At 50.4% G+C, this 22819-nt stretch carries 17 protein-coding genes; 4 read left to right on the forward strand and 13 right to left on the reverse strand.

What is annotated here, in order from left to right; translation table 11 throughout:
* Window positions 1-195: 195 nt before the first annotated feature.
* Complete coding sequence (locus GS601_RS20190) at window positions 196-1470, reverse strand: MSMEG_0569 family flavin-dependent oxidoreductase (RefSeq protein ID WP_162425096.1); 1275 nt, start codon at window positions 1468-1470, stop codon at window positions 196-198.
* 226 nt (window positions 1471-1696) lie between these two features.
* Complete coding sequence (locus tag GS601_RS20195; RefSeq protein WP_338017096.1) at window positions 1697-3142, reverse strand: LuxR C-terminal-related transcriptional regulator; 1446 nt, start codon at window positions 3140-3142, stop codon at window positions 1697-1699.
* A gap of 692 nt (window positions 3143-3834) precedes the next feature.
* Between GS601_RS20195 and GS601_RS20200 the strand changes: the two genes are divergently transcribed.
* The gene (locus GS601_RS20200) at window positions 3835-6369 is read left to right on the forward strand and encodes a DUF3536 domain-containing protein (protein WP_162425097.1); all 2535 of its coding nucleotides are present in this window, start codon (window positions 3835-3837) and stop codon (window positions 6367-6369) included.
* 104 nt (window positions 6370-6473) lie between these two features.
* Here GS601_RS20200 and GS601_RS20205 read toward each other — a convergent pair whose 3' ends face one another.
* Both GS601_RS20205 and GS601_RS20210 read right to left on the reverse strand, forming a co-directional pair.
* Window positions 6474-6782: a DUF3181 family protein gene (locus GS601_RS20205; RefSeq protein WP_162425098.1), complete on the reverse strand. Its 309-nt coding sequence runs from the start codon at window positions 6780-6782 to the stop codon at window positions 6474-6476.
* 117 nt (window positions 6783-6899) lie between these two features.
* Entirely contained in the window at window positions 6900-7151 is a 252-nt protein-coding gene (locus tag GS601_RS20210) for a 2TM domain-containing protein (protein WP_162425099.1), read from the reverse strand.
* A gap of 339 nt (window positions 7152-7490) precedes the next feature.
* Here GS601_RS20210 and GS601_RS20215 point away from each other — a divergent pair, with 339 nt between their 5' ends.
* Complete coding sequence (locus tag GS601_RS20215) at window positions 7491-8003, forward strand: hypothetical protein (protein ID WP_202925234.1); 513 nt, start codon at window positions 7491-7493, stop codon at window positions 8001-8003.
* A 65-nt stretch (window positions 8004-8068) separates the two neighbouring features.
* Window positions 8069-9172 carry a bifunctional diaminohydroxyphosphoribosylaminopyrimidine deaminase/5-amino-6-(5-phosphoribosylamino)uracil reductase RibD gene (ribD, locus tag GS601_RS20220; RefSeq protein WP_202925232.1) on the forward strand — a complete coding sequence of 368 codons (1104 nt, stop codon included), beginning with the start codon at window positions 8069-8071 and terminating at the stop codon, window positions 9170-9172.
* Between the two features lie 28 nt (window positions 9173-9200).
* On the opposite strand, the gene GS601_RS20225 is transcribed toward ribD, so the two are convergent.
* The 7 genes from GS601_RS20225 to GS601_RS20255 all read right to left on the reverse strand — a co-directional run bounded on the left by GS601_RS20225 (window position 9201) and on the right by GS601_RS20255 (window position 16510).
* A complete protein-coding gene (locus GS601_RS20225) occupies window positions 9201-9467 on the reverse strand; it encodes a hypothetical protein (RefSeq protein WP_238393406.1) in 267 nt (88 codons plus the stop codon).
* Window positions 9468-9849: 382 nt separating this feature from the next.
* Entirely contained in the window at window positions 9850-10806 is a 957-nt protein-coding gene (locus tag GS601_RS20230) for an Npun_F2552 family protein (protein ID WP_162425101.1), read from the reverse strand.
* Between the two features lie 163 nt (window positions 10807-10969).
* The gene (locus GS601_RS20235; RefSeq protein WP_338017097.1) at window positions 10970-11704 is read right to left on the reverse strand and encodes a DUF429 domain-containing protein; all 735 of its coding nucleotides are present in this window, start codon (window positions 11702-11704) and stop codon (window positions 10970-10972) included.
* 71 nt (window positions 11705-11775) lie between these two features.
* The gene (locus GS601_RS20240) at window positions 11776-12150 is read right to left on the reverse strand and encodes a hypothetical protein (protein WP_162425102.1); all 375 of its coding nucleotides are present in this window, start codon (window positions 12148-12150) and stop codon (window positions 11776-11778) included.
* Between the two features lie 159 nt (window positions 12151-12309).
* A complete protein-coding gene (locus GS601_RS20245) occupies window positions 12310-13578 on the reverse strand; it encodes a dihydrolipoamide acetyltransferase family protein (protein WP_476638899.1) in 1269 nt (422 codons plus the stop codon).
* Window positions 13579-14090: 512 nt separating this feature from the next.
* Window positions 14091-14540, reverse strand: a complete 450-nt coding sequence (locus GS601_RS20250) for a YlqD family protein (protein ID WP_162425104.1) — start codon at window positions 14538-14540, stop codon at window positions 14091-14093.
* A 50-nt stretch (window positions 14541-14590) separates the two neighbouring features.
* Window positions 14591-16510, reverse strand: a complete 1920-nt coding sequence (locus GS601_RS20255; protein WP_162425105.1) for an AMP-dependent synthetase/ligase — start codon at window positions 16508-16510, stop codon at window positions 14591-14593.
* Between the two features lie 727 nt (window positions 16511-17237).
* On the opposite strand from GS601_RS20255, the gene GS601_RS20260 reads away from it, so the two are divergent.
* Window positions 17238-17522, forward strand: coding sequence for a DUF427 domain-containing protein (locus tag GS601_RS20260; protein ID WP_162425106.1), 285 nt, complete (start codon window positions 17238-17240; stop codon window positions 17520-17522).
* A 111-nt stretch (window positions 17523-17633) separates the two neighbouring features.
* Here the strand turns inward: GS601_RS20260 and GS601_RS20265 are convergent, their stop codons facing one another.
* Together GS601_RS20265 and recQ are read right to left on the reverse strand one after the other, a co-directional pair.
* A complete protein-coding gene (locus tag GS601_RS20265) occupies window positions 17634-20141 on the reverse strand; it encodes a DUF3352 domain-containing protein (protein ID WP_162425107.1) in 2508 nt (835 codons plus the stop codon).
* 125 nt (window positions 20142-20266) lie between these two features.
* Complete coding sequence (gene recQ, locus GS601_RS20270; RefSeq protein WP_162425108.1) at window positions 20267-22570, reverse strand: DNA helicase RecQ; 2304 nt, start codon at window positions 22568-22570, stop codon at window positions 20267-20269.
* Window positions 22571-22819: the final 249 nt, after the last annotated feature.

Below are 22819 nucleotides of genomic sequence, written 5' to 3' on the forward strand. Positions count from 1 at the left end.
CTCCTGATCAAGTGGTGCTGCAAGCGTAGATCTTGACTGGAAAAACATTTTGTATCTTTCGCTACTAAAACTAGAATTCTAACGATAGAGATAGGACGTGCGATCGCAAGCCTCAATTCAAGCCGCCTTGATCTGACTAATCCTATCGAAATCGATAGGTGCGATCGCGTCAATTTGTTCCGTAAGATCCCTCACTCATGATCCCAGCAAAAATTCATTAACAACGCTCCAGGCATTAGAAGGAGACGATTTCTTCCTTGCCACAATATAATCAGCCAAATAGTTAGCATCGCGAGCAATGCCTGAAAATCGCCCCGATCCCCAGGTATGCAACCACGGCAGTCCCAAAAAGTAGAAGCCCCAAACTGTGGTCACGCCCCGCTCGTGACCGGGATAGCCCTTGCCATCGAAAACAGGAACATCGATCCAGCGAAAATCGGACTGATAGCCCGTGCACCAAACCACGGCATCTAGGCTGCCGCAATCGAGTTCTAAAACCTCCTGCTCTGGCTGCCAGACTGGGTGGTAAGGCGGATCGAGGGGGGCATTGATCTGATGTTTTTCAATGAAGCCATCAATCGTTTTCTTAATGCTTTCAGCCACGGCATCGGCTTGATCTAAGTTGTGTTTAAGATCATCGCAAAATTCTAACGTCTGAGCGCGTACCGCTTTCACCCGACCATAGAGGCGCATTCCCTCTAGGGCAAATTGGCGCAAGTCGATTTCTCGCCCACCATCGCGCCCGGTGACATAGTGATTGGCTTTCGTTCTCACCTTTTCTTTTTGGGGATGGTCTTCGACGGATAAATCGTAGTAGCCCATCTGATCAAACCAGTCAACTACATCTTTATCCCGATAACGCCGGGGCGATCGCGGCGCACCGCCGACGCAGAGATGCACCTGTTTACCAGCTAAATGCAGGTCTTCCGCAATTTGGCAGCCCGACTGCCCAGTTCCCACCACCAACACCCGATCAGGGAGCGACTGCGGCGTTTTATACTCCGACGAATGAAGCTGCACCATCGAATCAGGCAGCCGTTCTGCCAGTCTTGGAATTTTGGGCGTGTGGTAACTGCCCGCCGCCGCAACCACCTGATCGGCGGTGTAGTCTCCGATCGTGGTTGCCACATGAAACCCGTCTTGAGCTTCGCGCTTAGAAAGTTTCAGCACTTCAACACCCTCGTGGATGGGAGGATCAAACGATGCCGCGTAGGCTTTGACGTAGTTCACAATGTCATCTTTTTGCATGAACCCTTGGGGATCATCGCCTGGGTAGGGATAGCCCGGAAGCTGACACTGCCAATTGGGCGTGACGAGGCAGAATGAATCCCAGCGTTTTGCCTGCCACGCATAGCCAATCTGATGTTTCTCAAAAATCAGGTGGTGGATGCCTCTCTCTTTGAGACAGTAGCTCATCGAAAGACCTGCCTGACCCCCACCAATAATAATGACCGGATAGTGATTTCCCATTATTCGTTCTCTATGGCTGATTGATGCCAGCGTAGGGGGTAGCTTAGAGGACATGTTGTAGTTCTGACTACGGAAACCCCAACTCTAGCAGTAGGGATAGGAGGGTGCCGTTTTGCTCGTAAAACCAGGGGTTTTGCCTGAAAAATAGTCTACTACTGATCGTCCAACCCTGGCGAAAAAACTAGGGTTACTATCGATCAAGCATCCAGGAGCGAGTCATCCGAGATCAAGTAATCCAGCCATTGACGATCGCTTGATGAATGGCTTGATAGCGAGTCCGCACCTTGAGTTTTGACACCACATTATTCATGTGAAACTTGACAGTGCTTTCGCTGATGGTGAGATGATGGGCAATATCGCGATCGCGCAATCCTTTGACCAAAAGCGCCATTACTTCCTGTTCTCGCTCCGAAAGACCGGGTAAGCCTGACGGTTTTATATTCCACGGCTCGCCGCGTGTTACTGATGCGATCGCATCTTGCAACTGGTCGGCACTCATCGACAAATCTAGCTTTGCCATCACCTGTTTAGCACTTGGATGAGCGAGTTGGGGCAAAGCGGTCACCATCAGCACCAGATGGCAAGCACCAACCTGAGACAAATCATCTGTCAAAACTGGAATCTCTAGATCATCTTCTAAGCAAACCGTTAATCCGGCTAAATATGATAAATGCGTAAACGCAAACTGCAACGCTGGAGAAACACAGCGAATCCGCAGTCGCAACCCTAAAATGCAATTAGAATAGGGCAAAACTAGCAACACTTGAAGCAACTTTTGCGCGGCGTCTTCGTTAATCTGAAGCGTGCCGCCCAGATAAGATGTAGCGAACAACAATTCTTGAAACGGAGATGCCAGTTTGTCAGGCGAATATTCTCTCGTTGAAACCATTGCCTCTAAAGAAACGTGGTCGTCTCCGTACGTTAGCCGACCATAGATACAGTGCAACTGATTTAAAATCTCGCCTGCCCGCAGAAACAGACAATCGAGGGATGTGGTTAAAGGGCGTTCTGTCCCTAGTAATGCCAGCCGCGACTGCTGCAACAGATGCGCCAGTTGCTCAGACAGAGGTGCACAATGGGGCGATGATTTGGTTGCTAAATGCCAAAACTGCTGTTCTTGCTGGTGGTGCAGAGCGTTATCTAGCGCAACCGTAACCGTTGTACACAGACCCTGCAAAATTTCTAGAAATTCTGGCTCCATCGCCTGCTGGCTGAACACTGCCAACACCCCAATCACTTGCTCGGCGGTCGCTAATGGATATCCGGCAAACCCCCGGATCTGATGTGCGATCGCCCACTCTCGATCTTTGACCCAGAGTTCGTCTGCCAACTGATTACTCAAAAATGGGATGCCGTGTTGGGCAATTTTCCCCACCTTAAACGCCCCCATCGGCACTCTTGCAAACGCCCCATCCAGGCGAGTGTACATTCCTGAAGACGCGACCAGTTTGAGCATGGCGCGCTCTTCGGGATCGGCGTACAGCACATCGCGCTCTACGATCCAGATGCGAGCGAAGGCACAGCCAAACTTTTCGACCAGCCCATCGGTGATGCGACCCGCGATCGCAGATGTCTCTAAACAGCCACTCAAACTTTGGGCAATTTCATTGGCTTGCCGTAGCCCCAACAAGAGCCGAGTCGAATCTAAAAAACCAGACGATAATTCAGACACAAGCAATGGCTAATCGTGAATGGATGATTCGCATTAAGTGGGGATCGATAGATTTAGCTAGCTCATAATTTTATGCACTCTCGCCTTCAGGTATTGTAATTGTAGTGGAGGGTAGTTTTTAAGGTCAGCCGTTAAGAGTGGTTGTAAGGTTAGTCGCGATCGCAGATCTGCTCCGTCTGACCCCACACTTAGTATCACCGCTCGCCTGTCTTCGCTAACGTTGGCGCATTAGAGTGATCCGCTCAAAAAACTATTACAGAGTGTAGCGAAGAATTGAGAAGTCTATCAAAGGTATGAAATCTGCCGCACAAAAGTTCAAAAAGCCCTACGATGCAAAAGTTTTAAGGTTCAATCAGGTTTAGGAACAAACAGCAGATTTTGATTTGTGATTAGATTATGCTCTGGGTTAGATTGTGATTTTCTTCAAATTCATTAAATTATTGAAGACCTCAACAACCTTGTTCATCACAAAACCTATCTCAAGCGTATCTTAATAGTTATCAAGCAGTTATCAAGCAGTTATCAAGCAACGATTGCAACCACCTTGGCAAAAGTTTGAGCTAGCCGATAGCTAACGTCTAAATTTAGTGATTAATCTAGATTAGGCTCGAAATACTTGCCAGAATTTAAGAAAGCTTTAGTCTTAGCATTGCCGTTCACGAGATCTTGTAGTCTTCTTTAGGTTTTACTTCATGACATTAACTCCTGATGCGCCGTCTTGCTCGCTCGTTGCAAAAACAGTTGAAGCAGCATCACATCAAGCCTACACTGCTCCGGGGATCGCTCCTCTCAATACCGCCACGGGAGTGTATATCACCGTCCATGGGCACTTTTACCAGCCCCCCCGAGAAAATCCTTATTTAGATGCGATCGAGCGTCAACCCAGCGCGGCTCCTTTCCACGATTGGAATGAGCGAATTCACCACGAGTGCTATCGCCCGAATGCATTTGCCCGCGTGCTCAACGATCGCGGCGAAGTGGTGGGGATCGTCAACAACTACGAGTATCTCAGCTTTAATATTGGACCGACGTTGATGAGTTGGATCGAGCGTCACGATGTGGAGGTGTATCAGCGCATCGTAGATGCCGATCGCAAAAGCTGCGATCGCTTAAACGGGCACGGGAACGCGATCGCTCAAGCCTACAATCACATGATCTTGCCCCTCGCCAACGCACGGGATAAGCGAACTCAGATTCGTTGGGGTAAAGAAGACTTTAAATCTCACTTTGGGCGTGATCCCGAAGGCATGTGGTTGGCAGAAACTGCCGTCGATTATCCGACCCTGGAAGCACTCGTCGCAGAAGGGATCATGTTCATTGTGCTCGCACCCTCTCAAGCCAAGCGCTGTCGCCCCTTTTTCCAAGAAGAATGGCATGAAGTCGGTGGCAGTCAGATCGATCCGACGCGCCCTTATCGCTGCTTCTTAAACGATGGCGATCGCGCTGATCCCCACGCGCCTTACATTGACATCTTCTTCTACGATGGTCCCATTTCTCGCGACATGGGGTTTGATCAAGCCCTGAGCAGTTCTCACCACCTAGCCGGACGATTGGGGCAAGCCGTGCGCGGGGATCACCGCCCATCGCAACTGATTTCAGTCGCAACCGATGGCGAAACCTTTGGGCATCACAAAGGCGGAACCGAGAAATGCTTGGCATACGCCTTTGTCGGCGAGTTTCCCAATCGCCATTGGACGGTGACCAACTATGCCCACTATCTCAGCCTTTGCCCACCCGAATGGGAGGTTGAGCTTAAGGCGGTCACCGCGTGGAGTTGTGCTCACGGCGTTGACCGATGGCAGGATGACTGCGGCTGCGGCGGCGGGGGATTGTGGCATCAAAAATGGCGACGCCCGTTGCGCGATGCGTTGGACTGGCTGCGGGATCAGATGGTCAAAGTCTACGCAGAGGTGGGCGGAAAGCTATTTTCTGATCCCTGGTTGGCGCGGGACGAATACATCCATGTGATGCGATCGCGCACGCCTGCCACGGTTCAAAAATTTCTTGCTCAGCATCAATCTCACCGCCTGAATGCTTTAGAACGACTTGATGCGCTGCGGTTGCTCGAAATGCAGCGTCACGCCATGCTGATGTACACAAGCTGCGGCTGGTTTTTTGAAGAACTCTCTCGACCAGAAGGCACTCAGATTCTCCGCTATGCTGCTCGTGCGCTAGAACTGGCAGGCGATGTTGCCGGGGTGCAGCTTGAAAAAGGCTTTATCAAACGTCTGGCGCTTGCCCCTAGTAACGTGGAGTGCTTTAAAACGGGCGCAGAAATCTATCGGCAGCTTGTGATCCCGGCACAAATTAGCTTTGAGCAAGTGGCGGCGCACTATGCGATCAGTTCGCTGTTTACGACCTATGACCGAGAAGAGCGCGTATATTGCTATACCGCCAGCCAACTAGATTACCACCGGCATCGGATGGGGTCGATGACGTTAGCGATCGGGCAACTGCAACTCACCTCAGAAATTACCCACGAAACAGAGCATCTGGTGTTTGCCGTTTTGCACTTGTGCGGTTGGGATTTCCATTGCTGCATTCAAAGGTTTTCAGGCAGGCGGAATTATACGCAGCTAAAAGAGCAGTTGGCGGAGGCGCTGGGGCAGGGAAGCGCGGCAAAGACGATTCTAATGATGAATCAACACTTCAACGATCGCGCCTACAGTTTGCACGACCTGTTTGCCGAAGAGCGGCATCGCATCATGCAACTGCTGAGCCAGGAGACGCTGACGCGCCTCGATCAGCTTTATACTCAGGTTTACCGCGATAACTATGGTGTGCTGATTGCCTTTCATCGGGATGAGTTGCCCGTGCCACGAGAATTGCAGGTTGCGGCTGAAATCGCCTTGGGGCACCGGCTCTTGGTCACATTGCGATCGCTAGAACGCGATCCCAATCCCCATGATTTGGTCGAGCTTGACACGATCGCAACCGAGGCAAATCATCTGCGCTGTCAGCTTCAGCTTCCCGAAGCTCGGCAGATTCTAGAACGCACGATCGCACGATCGCTGCACCTGCTACTCCAAGATCCAGAGCCGTCGGATCTACAGGTTCAGTTTCTAGAGAAATTGGTTGATCTCAGTCAGCAGTTAACATTGGGTGTATCGTTGGGGCGATCGCAGGAGCTATACCTTCAGTGGTTGCACAGCATTGCGGTAGAGGGGCGGTGTGCAAGTGCAGTGTTATTAACATTGGGACAGAAACTCGCAATCGATCTATCCTAAAATACCAAGTCAACAACTTGCCTGTAGCTATTTCAATGGCTATAGGCAAGTTGCTCCAACAGGGGTTGCCCAAGAAGGCAACTGAACCAGCCCAGGTTTGACGGCTAGAGATTACGCTGAAACTCTTCGAGGGTGTCCATTAGGTTAACCTGACACTGCATCGGCAACAGATCTGTTAACGGAACCTCGCGTTTGCCACCACCCAGTTTCACAGGAATATTGTTGAGAATTTCCAACACTTGATCTTCCTCGATCGCTTGTCCGTTGGAAATTAAGGGAAATAGCTGTTCAGCTAAAACCGTGTGCAGATGAGCATCAGCTAGGTAAAGATGCCACTTGGCGATATCCATGTAAAGATTTTCGCCGAGATCGGCTGCCAAGGTTTCGATCGCTTCAGAAGAACTAATAGCCATAGGAGTTTTCAAAAATAGGTTTGCACGTCGTTTAAAGTTTGTAGCCCAGATAAGAATAACGACCTTTCAACTATTACGCCATCTCCCAGCATCGTACTCCTGTCTGTTGGCTGATGTTTAGGATTTGCTGGGTTTAGAGTAGTCTGCGATCGCAAAGATATAAATCCCGTGGGCGACTAGCACTGCCAACCAGCTACCCGTCATCCAAGCCGTCCAACCCCAATCGGGATGCTGTGCCAATCGAAAAAACCACACGCCAGAGTTGCCTGCGCTAAACAACGCCACATGGGTTGCAAACGTCATGCGATCGTCGAGGCGGCGGAAGTCAGGATCGTTACGATCAGGAGGGCGAGACCAACGGGGAGGCATAGAACCTGTGTGTAAGGAATACTCTTATTGTAAAGGGTATAAGTTGTTGTAAAGGGTATAAGTTGTAAAGGCATGAGTTGCAGGAAAGGGAATCCACCGTTAGTGGCGGGTTAAACCTCACACCAAACGGCGGCAAATCTAGAAAGCCTCGTTTGAACAGGTTAATCGAATACGGGGATCGCCTGCTGTTTTTTTGTCCCCTCCATCGTTTCCATTTCTTTACACCCTACAAAATATTAAATTCCTACCATTGGCTGTATGTATTCCTATACCAAGGGTTTAGAATTCAGACAGAAACCGCCATTCTCTACAAGTTCTCCTGTGTCAGTTAATCGCTTCTTGAATAAAACTGGTCTCGTACGCCGACAGTCTCATCTCGCCGTTTTGGTTTTTCCCGATGAGACTTCTGTTTTTCAGGCGTACCGTTTGCTCCACTATCACGGGGTCTCCCCTGAGCATCTCGCGATCGTGGGTGAGGGATACAGCAACCCCGAACATGTAGGATTGCTTAAACCGATGCAGCTTGCTACCCGAAAAGCAAAGGCGTTTAGCATCCTCGCTGGCACAATCGGCGCGATCGCGGGGTTTGCCCTTTTTCTGGTATCTACCCTGCACAGCATTGGTCTATCAGGAATACAACCGATTCTGCTGGCTCCTGCGTTTGCTGTGGTAGGTGGGTTTACGGGCGCAGTTATTGGTGGGCTGTTTGGGCTGTTTGGGGAAGGAACCACGGCAAGCATCTATCGGCATCACGTCGATCGCGGGCAGTATCTTCTGATGATCGAAGGACCCGATCGGATTGTGCGCTGGGGGCAAGAAGTATTAAGCCATTATGCAACTTCTCGGCTGTAGCAGGGTCTAGGTACACATCGTTCTAATTTTTCTCTCCCTCGTCCCCTTGCGCCCCGTTTCACCGGATGGAAGTAGACCATCAATCTAGCTTTGATTCGGCGATCATGCAGCGTTGTCTAGAATTGGCACGCACTGCGTTTGGGCGTACGGCTCCGAACCCGATGGTCGGGTGTGCGATCGTTCAAAAGGGCGAAATTGTAGGCGAAGGGTTTCACCCAAAAGCGGGGGAACCTCATGCTGAAATATTTGCGTTGAGACAAGCAGACACCCGTGCCCTGGGCGCAACGCTGTATGTCAATTTAGAGCCATGTAGCCACTATGGGCGAACGCCTCCTTGTGCTGATGCGGTGATCGCGGCAGGCATCGGGCGAGTGGTGATTGGTATGGTAGATCCCAATCCTCAGGTGGCGGGGCAAGGCATCGCGAAACTTCGAGACGCCGGAATTGAGGTCACGGTTGGCATAGAAGCTGCCGACTGCCAAACCCTAAACGAAGCGTTTGTGCATCGCATTGTGCATCATCGCCCGTTTGGCATTCTCAAGTATGCGATGACCTTAGATGGCAAAATTGCGGCAACGACTGGGCATAGCAGTTGGGTGACGGGAACCGCAGCAAGACAGGAAGTGCATCAGTTGCGATCGCGCTGTGATGCGATCGTGGTGGGGGGCAACACGGTTCGCAAAGACAATCCTTTTTTAACAACGCATGGCGTTGCTCAGCACACGCCGCTGCGGGTTGTGATGAGTCGCACCCTCGACTTGCCGCCAACGGCGCATTTGTGGAATTTGGATATTGCCCCAACTGTGGTGTTTACTGGCTCAGATGGAAATCTAGCAATGCAGCACCGCCTGTTGGATCAAGGTGTAGATGTAATCCAACTGGCGGCATTAACCCCGGCTGAAGTGATGGCTCAGTTATACGATCGCGGCTTGAATACGGTGCTTTGGGAGTGTGGTGGCACATTGGCAGCCCGTGCGATCGCAGATCAGTGTGTCCAAAAGGTGTGGGCATTCATTGCCCCTAAAATTATTGGCGGAAACGATGCCGCTTCCCCGGTCGGCGAGTTGGGCTTAACCGAAATGACTCAAGCTTTGTCGTTAACGCGAGTTGCCATCGAAGCGATCGGGACAGATTTCTTGATACAGGGGTATTTGGCAAACAAACAGTAGCATTAGCGTCTAGAACATTAGCAACAGATTAGGTCGCGATGCGATCGTAGGCTAAATCGCGAATGAGGGAGATTCTCGTGTGGATATAGTTAGCCAAAAGATTGCTCTCTTCAGCATCAAGGGCTTGCTGATCGCCGAAAAGATTGAGCAACCACTGGACTAGGCTTGAATCGTCTAGGTTAACCAGGGTTGTGGCTTGGGTTGTCTCGACGAGTGACCAAAGTTGACGAATCATGAGGGGAGGCATAGAAGATTGCACACAGGTTGTGGGTTGAGTGATTTCTCCTCTCACCATACTGAAACTCTTCAATGCCTGCGCCGAGATCATACAAGATGACACAAGAGTTACGAAACACTTAATCAACAGACTTATAACTTGACGTGAGCCTCAGAAACCCCTCAGGCGAGTTAGATCCTAAGTGCCAGCAGCGTTATGTCTAGCGCGAGATGAAATTTGTAAAGCAGCGTTGGAGTGCCCTACCCGTAGCTCCTTGCTCCAAGCAGAGAGCGAAACATCTTGATGTTTTCTATCTGGCTACTTCTCGCACTTGGATGCGCTCTTCTCTCAATCAAAAAAGAATTAACGGGTAAAGCCGTGCTCGATTGCATTGATACTTAACAAGATTAGAGGACATTCTGGCTGTGGCTATAATTCGTAATGTTTAATTTAGATTTCTCTAGCGGTAGGCTGCTATTGGCTCTTTGATGAAGCGAATGTATAGATGTTTGAAGGTGGATTTTAGGACACGGGGCGCTCCAAAGTCGATGGGCATCAGGGTATCTGGCAGTTTCCAGTCTGCGATCGCAAGGTCTTCGGGGCGCAGGTGGGGAAATTCGATCTCTGCCACTTCTGGACATAGCCCCAACTGCTGACTTGCCACGATCGTGGGGATAGAGGCTGGGTCGGCTCCCAAAATTTCAACCACTGCCCGATCAAGAGCAAAAACATGGGTTGAGGCTCCCAAGACGCCGAGTGCTTTGGGTTCACCGCCGCTAGGTCCGTTCCCTTCGTGCCCAATAATGCCATCGAGGATAGTCAGATCAGGAGCGATCGCGCGAGCCGTTTCCACCAGCATTCTGCCAAAGCGTTCTCGATCTTTGCCTGCTTCCAGGTGCCACCAGGCTTTCATCTTGCCCGGAACGCAGCCAAATAAATTTTTTGTGCCGAGTGTCAGGGTTAGCTGCATATGAGACTTAACCTTGGGCAGATTGATCACCACATCAGCTTCCATCGCTTCTTTCGAGAGCAGCAAGTGGTTAAAGTCGGCGCTCACGGTTTCATAGCGTTTGCCTTTCATCTCCACGATCGGTAATTTCAAGGCTTCGATCAGGGGAAGATAGCCGTTGGCTTTGGCAACTCCAAGGGCGCTTCCAAAGGCGGGGCTGTCTCCTAAGAAAGGTTCTCCGCCTGCTTCTCTGACCAGTTGGGTGACGCAGTAGACAATTTCGGGGCGGGTGACGCATTCTTTGGTGGGTCGCGCTCCGGTGAGGAGGTTGGGTTTGAGTAAGACGCGATCGCCGGGTTTGACGAAGGCTGACATGCCGCCCAGGGGGGCTAAGAGGGTTTCGAGGGAGGCGCGCAGGTGGGTGAGATCGTAGGAGGTGGCGTGCAGGAGGCTAACGGCAGAATTCATATAACATTATTTAGATTTTCTTTTTCTTAATGTACCTGCAATTACACTTGCCCAACAAAACTTTAGAAGACTTGGCGATGGGAAAAGTGTTACCAGCCCAAAAGTTTGACACCCTGTTGATTCAGACAGCAACAAGGGGTTTAAGAGAATCGGATGTACCAACTCAGATGCTAGCAGCAAACGGAGCCGGAACCACGATATAGCCTTCCTCGCGATCGCCCAAAACCAAATTTTTCTCCAACCCCCAATACCACCAGTGAGCCGCAACATACGCACAAATAATACTGTCAAGCTGATCTTCCAATGCTTTGATTGCTACTCCTCTGAGCGGCACTTCAGGTAATATCTTGAGATCCAATCTCGGCTCTAACTTCGGCAAATCCTCGAGAATATGCTGACGCAAAATCGCTAGCCCAGACCTGCGATCGCTCACCGTTCCCTTCTTATACTTGATGATCCGCTCTAGCCCAAAGAGATGAACCATCGCCGGATGCGGAAAAACTTCGATCTGATAACGCCCCAACGTTTGAGGCAAAATCTCCGGCGCATGTTCAAAGTTACGCGCTTCCAAACTTAAACCAAATCCCACCGTTCGCTCTGCAAAGGGCAACCCCAAATTAGCCGGATAACAGCCTGCATGGTAGCGCCCAAATATTTTGTGAGCCAACCGATCCGGCGATCGCATGCCCGTTTGGTTAGGAATGAGCGTCGGAGCATCGATCGCAATCATAGCGGCATCCGTCGCACCAACCTGGCGATCGATCCACGCCAAAACCTCCGCAAACGAACTCTCTCGCCGCAAATCCACCAGTTCTAACTGCATGCCCTGCAAGGCTAAGCAACATACCCCACTCGGATTTGAACTCCAGCCCAAATCAACGCCAATGAACTTCATCATTCAATCATCGGTGAGGGTTGAGGGTAGGGGGTTAGGGGTAGCGATCGCTCAAGAACATGCAGAACAGCCCACTAAGACTGTTCCTGATTCTTCAATCGTTCGACCTCAGCCCGAATAGCAGACAACTGCGCGGTTAACTCTTGCAATTCCAACTGCACCTCTGTAGACGTTGGCGGTACCTCGGTTGCCGTTGTCGTCAGCGTCGTTGGAACCTCGGTTCCGCGCCGTTGAGCCATGAAACTATCTACATAGATTCGGGCTTCGCGTTCTGTCATTTCGCCTTTGGTTGCCCACTCTTGAGTTAGCTCGCCCAGTTCTAGCCTCAGTTTGGTTAAATTCGCATCTCGCTTTTGCGGATCTTGAAGAATTTCGACCAGAGCAGTCGTTGCCCCAAGCGTGACCCGAAATCCTCGTTGCAACAGTTGAACAACTGAATCAGAATTCATAAACCTATCCCGATTTTGCCGATAAGGTGATTCACTGCCTTAATTTTAGTGCATACCCTTCGACCCAGGGGTTACAACACCTTTACCTAACCACTGCTGAGCCTCGTACCTAACCACTGCTGAGCCTCGCCACACCCCAGCTTTAGTCAAAGAAATTCATCACATCGTCAGCGATTCAGGATTAGTTTCGATCAATTTCGCGAGATCTTTTAAGAACGCCGCCGCATGAGCACCATAAATGATTCGGTGATCGCAGGTGATGTTTACCTGCATCTGCCGACGTACACCCAACAGACCATCACTCGTTGCCACAACCTGCGGACTCGATCCACCCACTGCCAAAATAGAGCCTTGTCCTGGAGGCAAAATCGCATCAAACGAACTGACCCCAAACATGCCTAAATTGGAAATTGTGAAGGTTCCTGAACTATATTCGTCGGGCTGGAGTTGCTTGGCACGAGCGCGATCAACCAGATCTTTCCAGTTGCGAGAGAGCGAATAAATATCTAGCGTATCTGCCTGCTGAAGCACGGGCGTAATCAAGCCGCCATCATCCATAGCAACAGCAACAGCAACGTTAATATTAGTATTGAAATGAGTGCCTTGGTTCACATAGCTGGCATAGAGTAGCGGGTGTTTTTGCAACGTTACCGCAACTGCTTTTGCCAATAGCGCCGTCATCGTTACCCCTTTAGACTTGATTTGCTTATACAGCTTGTCTAAGTTGTCAGTGGTGATGGTATAGGCAACATGAAAGGTTGGAACATCCAAACTTGCCATCATGTTACGAACCACTGCATTTTGGAGAGTGGTCATTGGCTGAGTGTGCCCGGCTTGGGCAGCAACCGGAACCGAGGCAGGCGCAGGACGAGGAGTAGGGGTCGGTGCAGGGGCTACAGGGGCAGCAGTTGTCGCTACCGTCGGGGCGACAGCAGGAGCAGGGGATTTACCGGCTGCCGATTCAATATCTTCTGCCACAATCCGCCCGTGAGGCCCGCTACCCGTTAGGGTTGCCAAATCGACTTTGAACTCTTTCGCGAGTTTACGAGCACGGGGAGACGCCACAATTCGACCATTTTTCGGAGCGGAGGCATTGCCATTTGCTGCGATCGCTGCCGTTTCAGCGACGGCAACCTGTGCCTCAGTCGCTGCCGATTGCTGGGTCGCCGCCGGAGGGGTTGCACCGCCGCCGTTTGTGGCTTGTTGCTGCGCTGCACTAAGTTCCGCTTCCGTTTCTGCCAGCAGCGCGATCGCAGATCCGACCAGAGCCGATTCTCCTGCCGGAGTCACGATCGCTGCCAAAATTCCGTCGTAAAACGACTCCACGTCCATATCGGCTTTATCCGACTCCACCACCACCACGGTTTCGCCTTTTTCAACTTTGTCACCCGGAGACTTAACCCAAGAAACAATCTTTCCTTCGGTCATGGTGGAACTCAGGGCGGGCATGAAAATCTCATGAATCATGGGAGTTGCTCAGAATTTAGGATCTATAGGGAGCGGTGGAAACCACAACGTAGCTCCGCCTTTCGCAGATCAAATTCTATCGGATCGGGGTCGCGAATTTGAACCACAGACTACAGATAGACTTTGAACCGATGATGGGTAGAGGGGTGAGAGGGGTGAGAGGTAGATGGAGATGTTATACCAAATTAATCTGTAAATGCTACAGATGTGCGACCTCCCCCCAACCCCTCCTGAGTCAGGAGAGGAGCCGGAAAGTCTCTCTTGACCCAGGGGGGATGCCGTAGGCAGGGGGGTCGAGGATCTGTCGCAGTGAACAATCAATTTGGTATTACCCATCCACTCATCGATTCCCAGTCCATCATTTCAATCTTGACAGACCACTAGAAAAAACAGGTTAAACCTGGAGACTTAGCACAATTTTCTAGGGAACGGCGCGCCCCCAATCTCACCCAATTAGGCTCAGGCAATCTCATCTATACATCGCCACGAATCTCTTCAACAATGCCATCGCGCAGCACAATCTCGACATCCATTTTCGAGATTAAATTATCTCCCGGCTCAACCCGAAAGACGCTGCCAATCTGGGCTTGCACAACTTCCTGATCTAGATCCAACATCTGCACCTGCTGGAGTTGTTGCAGAATTTGGTTTTTTTGCTCTAGCAGTTCGCTTTTGCGCTGGTTAAACTGCATTTTGATCCCTTCCATTTGCTGGATGGCATCAGGACCAGGCGGTTGAATGCCTTGCCGTTGAACTTCAGAGAGAACTTGTTGAAGCTGCATATCCAACTGTTGCAGTTGACCATCCAACTGATTGAGTTGACCTTGGAGTTGCTGTTGCGCTTCGTCTTTCCACCGAGGAGTCACGATCGCTTTAACATTGACATTGCGCTGTAGCAGCAGATGAGATTTAGAAACTTCCATATGCAGTTCAAGAGTAAGGACGTTGGGAGGGGGGTTCCCTGGTTCCCGGTCTACGATGAAAACATCTCGTTAATCATACCCTGGTAGCGATCCATCACAACGTTACGACGAATCTTCAGGGTGTGGGTGAGGAGGTTATTGTCGATGGTAAACGGTTCTGTAAGTAGGCGGAACGGTCCGATGCGATCGTCGGCTCGGTAGCCAGGGCGCTCTTTCACCAGTCGGGTCAATTCTTGCCGATAAAGCTCTTGCACTGCCGCGCTGTTGAGATCGAGGTTGCCTGGGGTGGCAGACCATTTTTCTAAGGTTTCCAGATTTGGCACAACCAGCGCACCGAGAACTTTTTGATCTTGCCCGACCAGCATAATCTGATCGATGTAGGCGCTTCTAAGGCAGGCATCTTCGATCGGTTGCGGTTCAATGTTTTCGCCGTTGGTCAGCACGATCGTATCTTTCGCCCGTCCGGTAATCACCAGATCGTTGTAGGGCGTCACCATGCCAAGATCGCCCGTATCCAACCAGCCGTCGGCGTCGAGCGCTTTTGCGGTTGCCTCAGGATTTTTGTAGTAGCCCTTCATCACTTGCTGACCCCGAATCAGAATCAACCCGCGCTCACCCACCGGCAGGGCTTGGCGCGTTTCGGGATCAACAACGCGCGTTTCGGTGGTGGGGAGCGGCTCACCATCTGCCCCCCGTACATTGCGCCAAGTGCGGCGGGCATGGGTAATCGGAGCCGTTTCGGTTAAGCCGTAGCCGCCCAAAATATCAATACCAACGATTTCAAAAAAATCTTCGAGATGATCGGCGATCGAGCCGCCGCCACTAACGACAAATTTCAAACTACCGCCGACGCCTTCGCGGATTTTTCGATAAACCAATTTGTCGCCCAACTGATGGATTAGTTCTAGGGGTGCAGCTTTGAGGGCTGCGATCGCACGGGTTGTCGCCGACGCATCCAAATGATCCAAATCCAATCCGGTGGCTGTTCGCTGCGCTTTGATATATCGCTGACTGTTCTTTAAAAAGAACTCAACCAACTTTTGCTTTTTCTCCGGTTGCTCCCGAAATTGTTTTTGAATGCCTTCGTAAATCGACTCCCATAGACGGGGCACACCAACCATATAATGAGGCTTAAAGTCCTTTAAATCTTTTTTGACAAAGCGAATATTGGTGTAGATCTGAGTGCAACCATTTGAGAAAATGAAATATTCAAACGCTCGCTCATAGCAGTGCCAGATCGGAAGAATGCTAAGAACCCGTTCTCCGGCTTGGGGTTGCACTACCGTTGCTGCTGCCGAAACCTGGTATAAAAAATTACCATGGGTCAGCATCACTCCTTTGGGCATTCCGCTAGTTCCGGAGGTGTACATCAAGGTAGCTAGCGTGTCGCGGGACGGGTGAACAGGGCGCAGAGCAGATGTTTTTCCCAGTTCTAGAACGTGATTAAACGCCAGGGTTTTCAGACCGTCATCGGGCGGCGTTTCGTCAGAGAGCAAAATCACGAACTGAAGTGGAAGCTGATCCAAATGGGGGCGCAGTTTTCTCAGCAATTCCAGATCTTGAACGACCAGTGCGATCGCGTCACTATGTTGCAAGATATACAGCAATTCGTCTCGGTCTGCCTGTGCGCCACGCACTACATCCATCGCGCCCGATCGCATGATGCCCTGATCCGCAACCAACCAGCGTGGGCAGTTATCAGAAAAGAGAGCGATTCGAGGGGGGATGTCTTCTGAAGAGAGCGCCAGAACGCCCAACGCTTGCAACCCAGAAGCAAAGTGTTGCATTTGCTCGTGTAGCTCAGCATAGGTCAATTTCACCTCTGGGGTGCTGTGCGGATCATGAACTGCCGTTACCGTGGCAAACCGCTGCGCTGCGATCGCCCACATGTCAGGCAGCGATTTTACCCGAGTGTAGGGGGATTGCTCCAGGGTTGGAACATTGGCGGGGGCATGGGTGGCGTGGCTCATGGCACAAGCTCCTAAAATGATGACTTAACTTCAACCCTATTTTGTGTCTCGGTGCAGAAACAGGACTAGGGGACAGAATCTATTGTGTCTGAAGAGGGTTCTGCTGAGCCAAATTTTCTACAAACCTTCGCACACTACGTTGGTTAAGCTTTCATCTGCATAAAACTAACTCAGTAAATACTTGCAATTTATCTCTAGTTTTTGCGTAATAAATTAGACATAAACTGGTTCGTACTTAGCAAAAATTGGCTAGAAAACTGGGCAGAATACATTGAGTACAGCCCGTCAACAAAGTGTGTGAAGCAGGGTGCTAGAGAACAATTTAACTAGTTTGTGAAATGTGGTGGTTTTCTATGCAAGCGAGACTCAATCGTGTTTTGAGACCAACTGGTATTTCAAGATCAAATAGCATTTGGTGGGTGACGATCCTGCTCGGAATAGCATTTTTTGGAACAGTTGCTACTGCTCGTATCATTTTAGACAGTCCAAATTCAACCCAAGAGCAAACAGAGTGCGACGCAACGGAAGTGTTTCGTTGGAGTGACCAAATGTGCTATGTGCCGCAAGGAGAATAAGCTTGCAAGGCAATGCCCTATCAGAAATGCTGCGATCGCATTGCCTTAAAAAGCATCATTTCCTCTGAGGTGCTGCCGATTTGAGTTGCAAACCGGGATTGAAATTCGTTAGTCTTCTTCTAGATAGACTTTGAGAAGAAGGGAATGGGACAATGCCAAAAGCGACTTGGAATGGTGCAGTTTTAGCAGAAAGTGATCAGTGCGAAGTGGTAGAGGGAAATCAATATTTTCCGCCTAGTGCCATTCAGCGCGAGTACTTTCAGGAGAGCAACACGCACACGGCTTGTCCGTGGAAAGGCACGGCAAGTTACTACGATGTGGTCGTAGATGGGCAAGTCAACAAAGATGCGGCGTGGTATTACCCAACAGCAAAAGAGGCAGCAAAAAATATTGAAGGCTATATTGCGTTTTGGAAAGGGGTAAAGATCGAAAACTAGTGCGTCGTTAAATCGTTTGTTGCCAGGCTGAAATTTGAGTTGTAGCGGATGAGCAAGAGATGTTCATCTGCTACCGCTGCTAGATCTGCTGCCCATCCGTCATTAATCAAACTACGATGCATTGCTTATCATTTGGATTGCCTTTTCGATCCGTTTTTCAGCAACAGCATCGCCCCGTTGTCTAGCAACACCTAAAACCCTTTGTAAATCTTCTAGCGCGCCTTTTTTATCTCCCAATAGCGCTTTTGCCAGCCCTCGATCTTCATAATTGTAGTCATAGTCTGGATCGAGATTAAGCGCTTGCTCGCAGTCTTCCAGTGCTTGCTCGTCCTTCAACCCTGCTCGGACATAGCAGCGACTGGTGTAATGTGCAGGCGATTTTGAATCAAGGGCGATCGCTGTTTCGCAGTCAGGCAATGCTGCTTTGAAGTCTTTCAATCCACGGGCACGAGCATAACAGCGAATATTATAAGCATCCCGATCAAATTTATCTTGCCGAATCGCGTGATCCGCATCTGCGATCGCACCTTCATACTCTTCCAGCCTAGCCCGAAGATTTGCCCGGAGCGTATAGACTCCTGCCGCAGCCGGATCAGCTTGAATGGCTTGATCTAAATCCATTAACGCCGCTTGTTCTGCTTGTTCTGCATCAACTCTAGCCCGACCGAGATAGGCAGCGGTAGTTTTAGGATGAAGTTGAATGGCTTGAGTGGAATCTGCAAGCCCTTGGGGCGTGGCGGAGCCAATCGTGAGTTTGCGCGACTCCGAAGAAACCGAGGGTTCCTCCGGTTCGCGCAGTGAGATTGGCTCAGGGCGAGTGGTAGCTAGCGCCATAAAACCATCCGTCTGAAAGCGTTGGGCATTAAGGGACGTCGTTCCGCTCAGGCTACGAATGCTGCCTAACGAGGCTTTGAGTTCGTCTAAATAAGGAGCCGAATTTGTACCTAGAAACATCGGCAAAATGGAGTTGTTCACCAAGCTTAAAACTGCGCCCCCATTGACATAGGAGTAGCCAAAGTTCTCGGTTGGAAGGGGCGCGATCGCGGCTTTGAAGTTCGCCGATTGCCGCAAAGTTTGGTTGGGTTTGACCGTCACCTCAGAGAGCGCCCCGCCGCCACCCAACAGCACCAGCGTATCGGGCTTGACCCAGCCATGAGCAAACACACTTTTCTTGGTTCCGCTGATCGGGGCATCCCAACTGGTAAAGCTAGGCTGGGCATTCACAAAGGGGCTGCCAAATTTCTGTTGAGCAAAGCGATCAAGCTTGGTGAGGGCAACTTCTGCCGCCGCGCGATCGCTCGTTTGCACCATCAAGCCAAACCCGACATCTAGATTTAGCCCCGTCGCGGGCAAAAAGCCTTGGCGGGTAGGGTAGGCAAACGTGGCATATTCGCCATCCATCCAGGGAAAAATGTCGCGATCGTCCAGTCCAATCGTGGTTTGGCTGAGTTGGCGAAACTGAGCTAGCTTGGGCTTGAGCATCGGCTGAGTTTCAATCGCCAACGTCAGCAATTTCCAAATTGTCGCAAGTCCTCGGCTGTTAGCGACCATATAATTTGTGCCAGGAAGCTGCTCCAAAATTTGATTTGGGTTGGCAAGCTCTCTGGTAGCGATCGCCGGAAGCGGGGTTTTTAAGTTGGCTCCAAATTGCAGATGCAGCCCGTCTGGTTCTGCCCAAACGAAGCCATCGACCGACTCGTAACTCTCCTTCCCCGACAGTTTTTCAGGAAATTGAGGCAGAGTGATCCCAGGGGCAAGCTTCTGGAGTTGCTCGATATCGTAGGCAAGAATGGCTGAGAAAGATTTTTCATAATCCCCGTATGCCACGATCAGCGACTTGGCAGCCTGCGATCGCGCTAGGGTGCGTTGAAATGTAGGCAGATTAGCTAATACAGCGTTAGTCAACTGCGCGTCGATCACCTGTTGCACTGCTTCCACCGATGGTGAGCTAATGATGTGGTTGGGCAGCACTGCGATCGCGAGACCTTTAGGGGCAAAGGGCGAATTGGGTGGTACGTCTGACGATGGGGCTGAGCGCGGACGAAGGGGAATGTCTACAGGTTTTTTAAGATCGGGGTGCGCTTTGATAGACAACTGCGGCGCAGGCATGACCAGAGGGGCTTTCTGGTCTTGATCTAAAATATCTAGCGGATTTTCAGGCTCCCATTCTAAAAGTGTGACTCCTTTATATTGTCGCTCTTTGGCAGGTTTTACCCGAGAAGCTTTGACCTGATCGAGAAACCGAGCAATGGGAGCAGCATCTTTGACCATGGCAACGGTTGTCAGTTGAGGCTGCGGTGCGGGAAGATAGACGTAGGCAATGGAGCCACCGAGCCAAGGGCGAACATCAGTATAAAAATCTACTTTTAATGGCGTCGGATAGAGTGCCCCAGGGAACGAAAAGTCTTTGGGAAAGATGCCAAATCGGCTGAGCGCTTCCCATTTTGCGGCAGTGGTATCGATCAAAATAACTGCGATCGCACTATCAGGCAGCAAATTGCCAATCGTCATCGGGGCATCTGTTGCCGCAGGGGAAAGGGCGATGGGTTCTGCAATCTGGTGAATGGCGAGAGGAGCGGGGATGGCTTTTGCAGAAGCAGGTGCAACAAAAGTGCTCATCGCAGATAGAACGGGCAGCAACATAATTCGTACGTCAGGTTAGTTAAAGTAGCGGCGATAGAGGCACACTATACAAGTGCGCTGAGAACAAGTGCGCTGAGAGCCACTTTAACCCAATCTTTTGGCTACAAATTATTTTTTTGATGCCACGCTCTCGTTAGTTTAATCTCGTCCCAGCCATAGCCCTCACCCAAGGCGGCGCGAATATCTGTCAGCGATCCATCCCCCACCGTTTGAATGGCGTCGATAATTTTCTGCTGGCGATCGCGGGGCACTAAACGATCAAGATCAACCGCGTAGCCCATACTTACAAGGTCAGCAAGATGCGTCATCACCGTGGTCAAGCGCAGGGTTCTCTGCTCTGCAATGTCAGCAGGTTTTGTGCCTTGCTGAAACAGTTCGAGCGTATAGAGTTGAGTATAGGTTGCTTCGTCGGCACTGGGCAAAACCACCGGAGCATCGAGCTTGATCACCCTTGGAGCCGGAGCGGAATCGGGTTGAACAGTCAGCCCTTTTTCTTCGCGAAACGCTCGGATTTCCGCCAAAAAGGCATCGCCATACTGGGCAACTTTGCGCGTACCCACCCCTGAAATTGCCAGAAACTGATCGCGATTTTGAGGTTGCCGCTGCGCCATGAGCCGCAAACTTGCATTCGAGAAAACAACATAGGGTGGCACCGATTGTTCATCAGCTAGGCGTTTGCGTAAGTGTTGTAAACGATTGAACAGTTCTTCCGATTCTTCTGTATCTGATGGTAGCGTTTCCGTTGCAATTGGCGTTGGCTTAAGTTTGTCTACAGCAATCTGAACCGTTCGTTGACCGCGTAAGATCTCCCAACTTAACTCATTCAACAGTAGGACTGAGTAACCATCGGTTGCTTCATCGATCAGGCGTTGGTGAACCAGCGATCGCGCTAAAAGTCTCCAGTCGTCGGGGGTGCGATCGCGCCCAATTCCATAGGTTGAAAGCTGGTCGTGCCCATTTTTCAAAATTCGCTCTGCCCGCGAACCACGCAGCACATCGATGGTGTAGCCAATCCCAAACTGCTGATTTTTCTGGGCAAAACGCGCCACACACGACAGAAATTTCTGCGCCTCCACCGTCCAATCTTCCGTCGGTTTGGGATATTTGCAGTTATCACAATTGTTGCACTGTCCTGGAAACTCTTCCCCAAAATAAGACAACTGAATCGTCCGCCGACAATCGGTGGCTTCTGCATAGTTGATCATTCGGCGCAATTGCTGCATTGATTTGCGCTGCTCTTCTTCCAGTGGCTCTCCGGTAGTTGGGTCAACTTTCTGGTTGATAATATATTCGATCGTTTTAATGTCTGCAAGACTGTAATATAACGTGCATTGGGCGGGTTCACTATCTCGTCCGGCTCGACCTGATTCTTGATAATATCCTTCAATATTTTTAGCAATATCGTAATGAATCACAAATCTAACATCGGGCTTGTTGATTCCCATTCCAAACGCAACCGTAGCCACAATCACTCGCACATCATCTCGAATAAATCGCCTTTGATTTTCTGTTCGGGTTTCTGCATTTAGCCCAGCATGATAGGGAAGCGCTGCAATTCCTTCATGCCTTAGCTTTGCTGCTAGTTCATCAACCTTTTTACGGCTGAGGCAGTAGACAATTCCTGCCCCCGGTGTATCTTTAATTTGTTTGACTAATTCTTGATAGGCTGTCTTTCCTTTCGGACGCACTTCATAATATAAGTTTGGGCGATTAAAACTTGACACAAGAACAGTGGGTTCTCGTAACTGAAGTTGCTTGATAATATCGTCGCGGACTCGCTCAGTGGCGGTTGCCGTTAGCCCCATAATAGGAACTGTTGGGCAGTGCGATCGCAGGCAAGACAACTGCCGATATTCAGGGCGAAAATCATGTCCCCATTCCGAAACGCAATGCGCCTCATCAATCGTGATCGACGAAATGCCCACGCGATCGCGGATATGCGGCAAAACAGCATTGATAAAATCTTCGCTAAGCAACCGTTCGGGCGCAACGTAGAGCAGCTTGATCCGCCCTTCCATCACCGCTCGACCCCGCGATCGCCGTTCTTCTACCGTTAGGCTGCTGTTTAAAAACGTGGCGGCAATCCCGTTATCACGCAACAGGTCTACCTGATCTTGCATCAGCGCAATCAAGGGAGAGACCACAATCATTAAGCCGGGTCTCAGCAATGCGGGAAGCTGAAAACACAGTGACTTGCCGCCCCCAGTTGGCATGATTACTAGCTGATCGCGGTTGTTTAACGCCTGCTCAATCACCTCACGCTGACCCGGACGAAAGCTATCGTAGCCAAAATAATGTTTGAGGGCTTGCTCTAGCGAGACAAATTCAGGGGCAGGTGCTTCGCTGTTCCCTCTAAAGGGGATTGCATGGCGAGAGTCCTCTGGAGTCGAAAGGCTGGAAGTCATTAATCGTCCTTGTAAAGCACTGCCAATGGTAGAGTGCCGTAGCCAGTTGAATGCACTTTATTTTAAAGCGTGTAGAGCCAGATGAGAGCGTAAAAATTAGCGAGACGACTTTTCACATGTCGTCCCCCACCACCTAACTTGCTTGTGGAAAAAACTAGCCAGCGATAATAAGTTAACCTGAGTTCGGGATAAGGAAGGGGCAAAACAGATAGGGTGAAAGTGCTAACTTCTCATCCATCTGAAATTACC

The sequence above is a fragment of the Myxacorys almedinensis A genome (assembly GCF_010091945.1).
GTDB lineage: Bacteria > Cyanobacteriota > Cyanobacteriia > Leptolyngbyales > Leptolyngbyaceae > Myxacorys > Myxacorys almedinensis.